The sequence below is a fragment of the Paracoccus sp. UBA5162 genome, from assembly GCF_002413585.1.
Taxonomy (GTDB): Bacteria; Pseudomonadota; Alphaproteobacteria; order Rhodobacterales; family Rhodobacteraceae; genus Paracoccus.
Window position 1 is genome coordinate 1 of the sequence record NZ_DHXG01000029.1, and the last position, 9,867, is coordinate 9,867.

The following is a 9,867-nucleotide window of genomic DNA, read 5'->3' on the forward strand; positions in this document are numbered from 1 at the left end:
GCCTCTGGTCCACCTGCCCCCCGAGGCGCGTGCGCTGGCGCAGGCCTTCTGGCCCGGCGCGCTGACGCTGGTCCTGCCGCTGCGGGACGGCGCGCGGGTCGCCTCGCTGGTCACGGCGGGCCTGCCCACGCTGGCGATCCGCGTTCCCGCCCATCCCGTCGCGCAGGATCTGCTGCGCCAGGTGGGCCGCCCGGTCGCCGCGCCCTCGGCCAATGTTTCGGGCCGGATCAGCCCGACCAGCGCCGCGCATGTGCTGGACCCCGATGGAGGTCTGGACGGCCGCATTGCGGCAGTGCTGGATGCGGGACCCTGTCCGGTGGGCCTGGAATCCACCATCATCGGCTGGCAGGACGGCCTGCCGGTCCTGCTGCGGCCCGGCGGCCTGCCCGCCGAGGCGATCGAGGCCGCGCTTGGCCGGCCGCTGGGACGACATGCGGGCGACCCGTCAACGCCGAACGCCCCGGGGCAGCTGAGCAGCCATTATGCCCCGAACGCCGCCCTGCGCCTTGAGGCGAAAGAGGCCGGCGAGGGTGAAACCCTGATCACCTTTGCCGCGCCCGGCCCGTTCAGCCTGTCAGCCCATGGCGATCTGGCCGAGGCCGCCGCCAACCTTTTCGACATGCTGCGCCGCGCCGACCGCGAAGGCCGCCCCATCGCCGTGGCCCCGATCCCCGATCATGGCCTGGGCCGCGCCATCAACGACCGCCTGCGCCGCGCCGCTGCCCCCCGCGCATAAGGAGAATGCGAAAGCCGGCCCCGTCGAGGGGCATGCCTGTCGCGCGCGGGGGCTCGTCCCTCCCACGCGCGCTTTCTGCGGATGTCGCCGGCGCGGTCATCCCCCCGGCCGACGCGGGACGCGAGCAGACCACTACAATCCCAGCGAGGCATAGACATTCGACACCCGCCGGATCGCCACCACATAGGCCGCCGTGCGGAAATCGTTGACCTTGCCGTTCGACTGCCAGACATCCTTCATCTTGCCGAAGGCCTCGCGCATCGTGTCGTCCAGCCCCGAGCGCACCAGATCCAGTTCATCCGCGCCGTGCAGGAAAGCCTCCTTGAAGCCTCGGGCCAGTGCGAAATTCGTGCCGGTATCGGCCGAGATCCGTTCAAGCTCGTCGATCATCAGCCTTGCACGGGCCTCTTCGTGACGGCGCTCCAACCGGCCCAGAGAGATCTGCGACAGGTTCTTGACCCATTCGAAATAGGACACCGTCACCCCGCCGGCATTGGCATACATGTCGGGAATGATGACGATGCCCTTGCGTTTGAGGATCTCGTCGGCATTGGCGGTGACGGGACCGTTCGCAGCCTCGATGATCAGCTTGCACCTGATCCGCTCGGCATTGTCGCGATGGATCACGCTTTCGACCGCCGCCGGGATCAGGATGTCGCATTCATCCTCCAGCGCGGCCAGCCCTTCCTCGGCATAATCGCCGCCCGCGAAGCCGCGCACGCCCCCCGTCGCCTGGATATGGCCGCGCAGCGCGTCGATGTTGATGCCCTGCGGATTGCGGATGGCGCCGTCGCGTTCGATCACGCAAATGATCAGGGCCTGGTCCTCGGCCGACAGGAACTGCGCGGCGTGATAGCCGACATTGCCCAGCCCCTGCACGATGACGCGCTTGCCCGCCAGCGTGCCTTCCAGCCCGGCCTGCTTCACAACGTCGGGATGGCGGAAGAATTCGCGCAGCGCGTATTGCACGCCCCGCCCCGTCGCCTCGACCCGGCCGTCGATGCCGCCCGCGGTGCGCGGCTTGCCGGTCACGCAGGCCTTGGCGTTGATGTCGTCGGGATGCAGCCGCTTGTAGGCATCGGCCATCCAGGCCATCTCGCGTTCGCCCGTGCCCATGTCGGGGGCCGGCACGTTCTGGCTGGGCGAGATCAGGTTGCGGCGCGACAATTCATAGGTGAAGCGCCGGGTGATCCGTTCCAGCTCGTCGGCGTCCCAGGCCCGCGGGTCGATGCACAAACCGCCCTTGGATCCCCCGAACGGCACCTCGACCAGCGCGCATTTATAGGTCATCAGCGCGGCCAGCGCCTCGACCTCGTCCTGGCTGACATCCAGCGAATAGCGGATGCCGCCCTTGACCGGCTCCATATGTTCGGAATGGACCGAGCGATAGCCGGTGAAGGTGTGGATCTGCCCCCGCAGCCGCACGCCGAACCGGACCGTATAGGTCGAATTGCAGACGCGGATCTTTTCCTCCAGTCCCGGCGGCAGGTCCATCAGACCGGCGGCATGGGTGAACATCCGTTCGACCGAATCGCGAAACGAGGTCTGTCTGATCGCCATCTGCTTCCTCCCAGCTTCTGCTGAATTCCGATTTCACGCCGAGGCTAGGGCAAAGCGGCGGCGGGTTCCAACGATCTTTGCCACGATCGCTTTCGGCGAAACTCCGCGGCCCGGAACCGCTCAGATCGGCGAAAATTCCCCACCAAGGAAACATCCGCTCTGGTTTCTGCATTGACTCACTGGTGTGAATTTCGTCCGCATATGCGACAGGGATAAAAATATGATTGATCGTCAGAGAGTTAGGATCGGACGCAAATTCGCGCAAGTCAGCGAGGGCGCGAAAGAGATATTCCTGCGGGACGGATTTTCGGGCACCAGCGTCGATGACATCGCCGCCGCCGCCAGGGTTTCCAAGGCCACGCTCTACAGCTATTTCGCCGACAAGCGGCTGATGTTCGAAGAGGCGATGCAGAACGAGCGGCAGCGGCTGGAAGACGCGATTCTCTTCGATATCCCCGCCGACGCCGCCCCGACCCAGGCGATCCCCGCCCTGACACGGCAGATCGCCGAATGGCTGGTCGCCCCCGACAGCGTGCGGCTGTATCGTGTTCATGTCGCCGAGGCGGCGCGCTTTCCCGATGTCGCCCGGAACTATCATGCGGCGCTGCACAAGGTGCTGCGTGACCGGCTGCGCGAGCGGCTGGACCATTGGGTCGCGCGGGGCGAATTGCGCATCGAGGACACGACGCTGGCGGCCGAACAACTGGTCCGCCTCGCCGGAGCCGAGATACATGACATGGCGACACTGGACGGAGGCCACGCGCCGGATCATGACCAGATCGCGCGCATCGCCGACAGCGCCGCGCAGCTGTTCCTGAAAGCCCACGGCGTGTCCGGGCGCAACGAGCAGTCGCTGGGCGCGGCGCGCTGATGAGGCGGGCCGTCCGGATCGCGCCGGCAGCCACACGGCCGCAAAGGGAACAGATCGTGACGCCGGCGCGGCTTCTCAAATCCCGCCGCCCTGACTATAAGGCGGTATCAGCAGCCCGCGCCAAGGCCGGGATCCCCAGAGGCCGCACGCGACCATGACCAATTCAGGCCAGAACCTCATCGCCGCGCCGCAGGCCACACGCGGCGGGGGACCATTTTTCCACTTGATGCGGGCAGCGTCATCGACAACCTCGAGCGAGGGTGATTCCATGAGCATTTTTCCGTTCCCGCTGGCCTTGCCTGCCGCCATCCTGCTGGCGGCCTGTCAGCCTCTGCCTTCGGCCCCGACACCGGATGCGTCCGCGGACCAATGCCGTGCCTCGGGCTATCAGGGCCTTGTCGGCCAGCCACGCGGGATCACCGACCAGATGACCTTTCCGGTCGGGACCCGCGTCATCGGCCCCGACGATGCCGTGACCGCCGATTTCCGCCCCGACCGGCTGAACATCGAATACGGCCGCAGCGACCGGATCGAGAAGGTCAGTTGCTTCTGATCCGACCGGCCCGCGCCGTCGGCGCAGCTTTCTGGCGACCTGGGTGCGACGCGGCAGCCCCGCCTGCCGGGAATGGCGGCGGCCTCTGTCCTGCCGACGCGCTGGCCCGGCCCGCATTTGCCGGATTGATTTGCGGCGGGCGCAATGTCACCATCCGGTCATGATGAACGCCGCCCCGCCGTTTCACGCCGATCCCGACCGCGTGGTTTTCGACCGATCCGAGCTTGGGCTGATCCTGTCCGTGTATGGCCGATTCGTCGCGGCGGGCGAATGGCGCGATTATGCCATGTCGTTCCTGCGCGACGCGGCCATCTTCAGCGTGTTCCGGCGCGCCACCGAACATCCGCTGTATCGCATCGAGAAACGCCCCCGCCTGCGCAACGCCCAGGGCGCCTATCTGGTGCTGGGCATGGATGGCCAGATCCTGAAACGCGGCCATGAATTGCGACCGGTGCTGCGCGTCTTCGACAAGAAACTGATCCGCGCCATCGACTGAGCGCGAGCGGACAAAGCCCCCGCGGCCATCGGGCATCCGATCGCCGAAAGACCGGTCGGCAGCCGCAGGGCAGCGGCGCTTGCCGCGGGGCCGTCGCTCAGACCCCGGCCTCGGCCGCGATCTGCGCCTTCGACCTGCGCCCGCGTTCGGTGGCCGATTTCAACTGCCCGCAGGCGGCCATGATGTCTTCGCCGCGCGGCGTGCGGATGGGGCTGGCATAGCCTGCCTTGTGGACGATATCGGCGAAAGCCCGGATCCGGTCCTGACCGGACCGGCGATAGGGAGCGCCCGGCCATTCGTTGAACGGAATCAGGTTGATCTTGGCCGGAATTCCCCGGATCAGCCGCACCAGCCGTCGCGCATCCTCGTCGCTGTCGTTGACGCCGTCCAGCATCACGTATTCGAACGTGATCCGTTCGGAATTCGACAGCCGCGGATAATCGCGAAGCGCGTCAAGCAACGTGGCGATGTTCCAGCGCCGGTTGATCGGAACCAACTTGTCGCGCACCTCGTCCGTGGTCGCGTGGAAGGATACCGCCAGAAGACAGCCGATCTCTTCGGCCGTGCGGGCGATTTCGGGGACGACGCCGCTTGTGGACAGCGTGATCCGGCGGCGGCTGAGGCTTAGCCCCTCGCCATCCATCACGACCTTCATCGCGTCGCGAACCGATTCGAAATTATACAGCGGTTCGCCCATGCCCATCAGCACCATGTTGCTGATCAGCCGTGTCTCGTCGCGGGGCGCACCCCGGGTCGGCCATTCGCCCAGATCATCGCGCGCGACCATCAGCTGGCCGACGATCTCGGCCGGGCTCAGGTTGCGTACCAGTTTCTGCGTGCCGGTATGGCAGAAGGAACAGGTCAGCGTGCACCCGACCTGGGAACTGACGCACAGCGTCCCGCGCCCCTCTTCGGGGATATAGACCGCTTCGACCTCGTGTCCGCCGGCGATCCGCAGCAGGTATTTCCGCGTTCCGTCCGCAGAAACCTGCCGGGTCACCATCTCGGGCAGCGAAATCTGGAAACTGTCCGCCAGCAGGGCACGGTAATCCTTGGCCAGATTGGTCATCGCCGCGAAATCGCGCACGCCCCAGTGATAGATCCACTGCCAGACCTGCCCGACCCGCATCCTTGCCTGCGGCTCGGGCGTGCCGGCGGCGATCAGCGCCTCGCGCAGCTGATCGCGCGTCAGCCCGACAAGGTTCAGGCGCCCGGTTTCGGGCAGCTTGCGGGGAATGGTCAGCACATCCTGCGTGATCGGGGCGGTCATGATGTCACCGGCGATAGGAACAAAGACAGGCAGATAGGCCAGAAAGGCCGGTCTTTCAACCGGCCTCGTCGCTGGCGCATCACGATCCGTCAAGGCAATCCGCCCGGGGCGCGCGGGTCCTGCGCTGCCGGTTACTGGCAGCGTTCCTTCGCGGTGTTGGTCGCCGCGGTGACGCCCGACAGGCTGAACGTATCCTTGGTGGTGGTCCCGCGCGAGGACCGGCCGGTGATGATCGCGGTGGCCCCGGCGCGCAGCGCGCCGATCAGCTTCTGATCGTCCGAGGGGCTGCCGGTCCAGGCGCTCTCGCCCTCGGTGAACAGGTTGAACTTCTGCCCGCCGACATCGACCTCGACCGTCGAATCCGGCGAGAACGGGTAGCCGCCGGTGAACGAGACTTCGCCATTCTGGCCCGGACGATAGGCGACATAAAGGCGGATGTCGCCGCGCGTCACCTCGACCTCCTTGCCGTCCTGGGTGTTCAGGGTCGATTTCGGCGGCGAGACCGCCCAGCACTCCTTGGGATTCTGCGCCGCGAAAACGGTCCAGTCCCCCTCGGTCGCCACGACATTGGTGGATTCCTGTGCGCTTGCCGTCCCCAGTCCCGTCACCAGGACCGCGATCGCCGCCATGCCGCGCAGCGTCGTCTTTTTCATGCTCTGGCCTCCTGCCATAGGTTTCGCCGCTTTGGGCGGCGTTGTTCCCGATTGCCGTGGTCTTTTCAACCATCTGGGCTAAGGATACCTGAAATCGGGGCGCGAAAAAGGGGCGCACAGCAGAAAATCGCGCAATTGTCAGGGAGATTCCGATGCACGATGCCGAACTGATCGAGCTGTGGCGGGGGGGACGCCGCGAAAGCCTGCACCGGGGCCATGCGGTGATCTGCGATGCCAGCGGCGTGGTCGAGGCCTGGGGCAGTCCGGCGCAGATCGTGTTTCCGCGTTCCTCGTGCAAGATGATCCAGGCGCTTCCACTGATCGAAAGCGGCGCCGCCGATGCCGCGGGCCTGACGGACCGCCAGCTTGCCCTGGCCTGCGCCAGCCACAGCGGTGCCGCGATCCATGTCGCGGGCGTGTCGGACTGGCTGCGGACGCTGGGCCTGGACGAAGCGGACCTGCGCTGCGGCAGCCACATGCCCCGCGACCCGGCCGAACATCGCCGCCTGACCTGTTCCGGCGAAAGTCCCTGCCAGATCTACAACAATTGTTCGGGCAAACATGCCGGGTTCCTGACCCTGAACCGGCATCTGGGCGGCGGGGCGGAGTATATCGATCCGGACCACCCGGTCCAGCAGGCTGTGAAGGCCGCCTTCGAAGAGATGACCGGCGAGGTCAGCCCCGGTTTTGGCATCGACGGCTGCTCGGCCCCGAACCACGCCTGCTCGCTCGTGGGGCTGGCCAACGCCATGGTGGCCTTTGCCCGTCCCGGCGGCGACCGGCGCGGTCAGGCCATGCGAAGGTTGACGCTTGCGATGCGCGACCATCCCGAGCTGGTGGCCGGCGAGGGCCGCGCCTGCACAGCATTGATGCGCGCCATGGATGGCCGCGTCGCCGTCAAGACCGGCGCCGAGGGCGTCTTCGTCGCGATCCTGCCCGATCACGGCCTGGGTATTGCGCTGAAGATCACCGACGGCGCCACCCGCGCCGCCGAGGCCGCGATCACCGCGCTGCTGGTTCATCTGGGGGCGCTGCCAGAGGCCGATCCGGTCGTGGAACGCTATCTGACGGCTCCGATCCGCAACTGGCGCGGCATGGTGACGGGCCAGATGCGCCGCGCGACGGCGTTTCCGGCCTGAACCGTCACGAATCCGATACATGGTTCCGCTTTAATCGCGCATGAGGGCAGCGCCCCCTTTCTGGCCCTCATCCCGGACGACGACCAGCCGGCGCCCCTTGGCAGAGCGGGCGCCGGCCCTGGCTTGGACCGGACCCAACGGGGTCGTCCGCCGGGTCGCGCAAAACCGGGCCCGGGCGCGGCAGTCGGCGATCCGCGGGTTTTACGCCGCGGCGGGGTGTCACCCTGTGCGTCAGCCGCCGACGAATTCCGCCGCGCGATAGCCCTGCAGATACAGCAATGCGCTGAGATCGCCGTGGTTGATGCGGATCTTCGCCTGCGCCGCGACGACCGGCTTGGCGTGCAGGGCCACGCCCGTCCCCGCCAGTTGCAGCATCCCCAGATCGTTTGCGCCATCGCCAACGGCAATCGCATCCTCGGGCGTCCGGCCCAGCCCGGCGGCGATCTCGCGCAGCGCCTCGACCTTGGCTTCGCGGCCCAGCACGGGCAGCGCCACATGGCCGGTCAGCACGCCGGCTTCGGACAGCAGGGTATTGGCGCGGTGCGTGTCAAAACCCAGCCTTTCGGCAACCGGCCCGGTAAAGGCCGTGAACCCGCCCGAAACCAGCGCCGCATGGCCGCCATTGGCCCGCATCGTGGCGACCAGTTCCCGCCCACCCGGCGTCAGCGTGATGCGCCGGTCCAGGACCTCGGCCACGACCGATTCGCGCAGACCGGCCAGAAGGCCGACCCGTTCGACCAGCGCCTCGTGGAAGTTCAGCTCGCCGTTCATCGCCCGCGCGGTGATGGCCGCGACCCGCGGCCCGACGCCGGCCATGTCGGCCAGTTCGTCCACGCATTCCTGCCCGATCATGGTCGAATCCATATCGGCCAGAAGGATCGACTTGCGTCGCCCGGTTCCGGGCTGGATCGCCATGTCGATGCCTATGGTCTGAAGATCGGACCAGACCTGATCGACATCCGTCGGCATGGTTCCGATATCGAATTCGCCGGCAATGCCCGGGTTCAGCCAGCGCGGCGTGCCGCCGTCCCAGCTTCTGGACAGCCCGTCCAGCAACGCGCTTTCCAGATTGGCGTTGGCAGGCGCTGTGATCAGCGAGACGGTGAACATGGGCTGCTCCTTCCGGGGATCGGCGAGGCCGGGATCTAGGCCAAAGATTTCCCTTGCGCCAGTGCCGGCGGCAGTTGTATGCCCGCGGCGGGACACCCCTCCCAACGAGGGTGAGCAGTCATTCCGTTTTTTCCTTTCGGTTCTGACAGTTGCGGAACCATTGATCGCGCCGCGTGTCGCTGGCGTGTCAAATAGAGCGTCGGTGATGGTCTTGTCCTTGACCGCGTGGGCATAGGTCCGCAGCACCGTCGCCGCGTTCTTCCAACCTCCCATCTCGGCCACGGTCTTCACGTCCATTCCCATATGCAGCATCGAGGTTGCAAAGCCGTGGCGGCTGCAATGCAGTGTCAGCCGCTGGATGCCCGCCCGCTTGCAAACGTTGTTCCACGCGCCCCGAATAGTCGAAGACCAGTTCATCGGCCTTTCGGTTGCTCGGCAGGTTCGCCAATACCGCGACCAGTTCAGGCGGCAGATGCGCCTCGCGGCTCCACGGCGCGGGCTTGAACAGATACAACTTGGCGGTGCGCTGATGCAGGTCCACATCGCCCCAGATCATGCGGCAGGCTTCGCCGATCCGGGCCGTCCCGAACATGAAAACGCAGAGCGCACCCAGATGCGGCAAGTCGTCCTCAATGGCCTGCGCGTCGAAAGCTCGGACCCATTCAATCGTCGCCGGGATCTTCACCTCGGGGCTTTCGGTGTATCACTTCACTGAAATCCGGCTGCACCAACCCAGCCCGGCGGCATGGTTGATCGCGGCTTGCGTCGGCTTAAGAACCTGTCTGTTCCAGGTCGGCTCGTTCGCCTTTGGATAAATCACTTTCGCAGCCCTGCGGATCGTCTCGGCATGGACGTTCTCGACCAGCGTGTCTTTCCAATAGTCCACCAGCTTCAACAGAAAGCGTTCGGATTTATCGGCATCGATGTAGGCGTTGAACACCTGCGCCATCGTCAGCCCCGCCCCTGGTCCATTGAAACGACTGAGAGGTGGTCGCGAGATTTCGGACCAGTTGCTAAGCTGTAGCGACTGACGAAGGAATTCCCCGGATGACGAAGCGGAAGCGCTATTCGGCGGAGTTCAAGGCCAGGGTTGCGCTTGAAGCCATCCGTGAAGAGTTGACGACGGCCGAGCTGGCCAGGAAGTACGGCGTCCATCCCACAATGATCAGCGGATGGAAGAGAACGGTGATCGAGAACATGGCATCGGTGTTTGGCGGTGCCGCCTCGGCCGAGCCGGCGATTTCCGGGAAGGATGTCGAGAAGCTGCATGCCAAGATCGGCCAGCTCGTCGTGGAACGGGATTTTTTGGCCGATGCCTCCAGTCTCATCCTCGGCACTGGAGGCGGAAAGCGGTGAAGCAGGACCATCCCGATCTCAGCATCCGGCGGCAGTGCGGTCTGTTGTCTCTGGCGCGCTCCAGCCTCTATTGTCACCCGCGCGGGGAAAGCGCCGAGAACCTGGCGTTCATGAAAATCATCG

General features: G+C 66.0%; 11 protein-coding genes and 1 pseudogene. 6 read left to right on the plus strand and 6 right to left on the minus strand.

The features are described 5' to 3' along the window. Positions 1-736, plus strand: a 736-nt coding sequence (locus B4A72_RS03890; protein ID WP_292978116.1) for an L-threonylcarbamoyladenylate synthase, incomplete at its 5' end; no start/stop codon positions are given. Positions 737-868: 132 nt separating this feature from the next. On the opposite strand, the gene B4A72_RS03895 is transcribed toward B4A72_RS03890, so the two are convergent. Further along, positions 869-2,296 (minus strand): Glu/Leu/Phe/Val family dehydrogenase, encoded by a 1,428-nt coding sequence (locus B4A72_RS03895; RefSeq protein ID WP_292958970.1) that lies wholly within the window; start codon positions 2,294-2,296, stop codon positions 869-871. A 220-nt stretch (positions 2,297-2,516) separates the two neighbouring features. Between B4A72_RS03895 and B4A72_RS03900 the strand changes: the two genes are divergently transcribed. From B4A72_RS03900 to B4A72_RS03910, 3 genes are all read left to right on the plus strand, one after another. Beyond that, complete coding sequence (locus B4A72_RS03900; protein ID WP_292958968.1) at positions 2,517-3,167, plus strand: TetR/AcrR family transcriptional regulator; 651 nt, start codon at positions 2,517-2,519, stop codon at positions 3,165-3,167. Positions 3,168-3,435: 268 nt separating this feature from the next. Further along, entirely contained in the window at positions 3,436-3,720 is a 285-nt protein-coding gene (locus B4A72_RS03905; RefSeq protein ID WP_292958966.1) for an I78 family peptidase inhibitor, read from the plus strand. Between the two features lie 163 nt (positions 3,721-3,883). Next, complete coding sequence (locus tag B4A72_RS03910; protein ID WP_414692195.1) at positions 3,884-4,216, plus strand: DUF2794 domain-containing protein; 333 nt, start codon at positions 3,884-3,886, stop codon at positions 4,214-4,216. Positions 4,217-4,313: 97 nt separating this feature from the next. Here B4A72_RS03910 and rlmN read toward each other — a convergent pair whose 3' ends face one another. Both rlmN and B4A72_RS03920 read right to left on the minus strand, forming a co-directional pair. Further along, positions 4,314-5,486, minus strand: coding sequence for a 23S rRNA (adenine(2503)-C(2))-methyltransferase RlmN (gene rlmN, locus B4A72_RS03915; protein ID WP_292958962.1), 1,173 nt, complete (start codon positions 5,484-5,486; stop codon positions 4,314-4,316). Between the two features lie 131 nt (positions 5,487-5,617). Then, on the minus strand, positions 5,618-6,139 hold the full coding sequence (locus B4A72_RS03920) for an invasion associated locus B family protein (protein ID WP_292958960.1): 522 nt from the start codon (positions 6,137-6,139) through the stop codon (positions 5,618-5,620). 152 nt (positions 6,140-6,291) lie between these two features. Between B4A72_RS03920 and B4A72_RS03925 the strand changes: the two genes are divergently transcribed. Beyond that, complete coding sequence (locus tag B4A72_RS03925) at positions 6,292-7,278, plus strand: asparaginase (protein ID WP_292978117.1); 987 nt, start codon at positions 6,292-6,294, stop codon at positions 7,276-7,278. Positions 7,279-7,509: 231 nt separating this feature from the next. Here B4A72_RS03925 and serB read toward each other — a convergent pair whose 3' ends face one another. From serB to B4A72_RS03940, 3 genes and pseudogenes are all read right to left on the minus strand, one after another. Further along, the gene (gene serB / locus B4A72_RS03930; protein ID WP_292958956.1) at positions 7,510-8,388 is read right to left on the minus strand and encodes a phosphoserine phosphatase SerB; all 879 of its coding nucleotides are present in this window, start codon (positions 8,386-8,388) and stop codon (positions 7,510-7,512) included. A 279-nt stretch (positions 8,389-8,667) separates the two neighbouring features. Beyond that, positions 8,668-8,931, minus strand: a pseudogene (locus tag B4A72_RS16160) (tyrosine-type recombinase/integrase); the annotation flags it as partial. 160 nt (positions 8,932-9,091) lie between these two features. After that, complete coding sequence (locus B4A72_RS03940; protein ID WP_292978118.1) at positions 9,092-9,337, minus strand: hypothetical protein; 246 nt, start codon at positions 9,335-9,337, stop codon at positions 9,092-9,094. A gap of 98 nt (positions 9,338-9,435) precedes the next feature. On the opposite strand from B4A72_RS03940, the gene B4A72_RS03945 reads away from it, so the two are divergent. Continuing rightward, entirely contained in the window at positions 9,436-9,744 is a 309-nt protein-coding gene (locus tag B4A72_RS03945) for a transposase (RefSeq protein ID WP_414692485.1), read from the plus strand. Positions 9,745-9,867 lie beyond the last annotated feature (123 nt).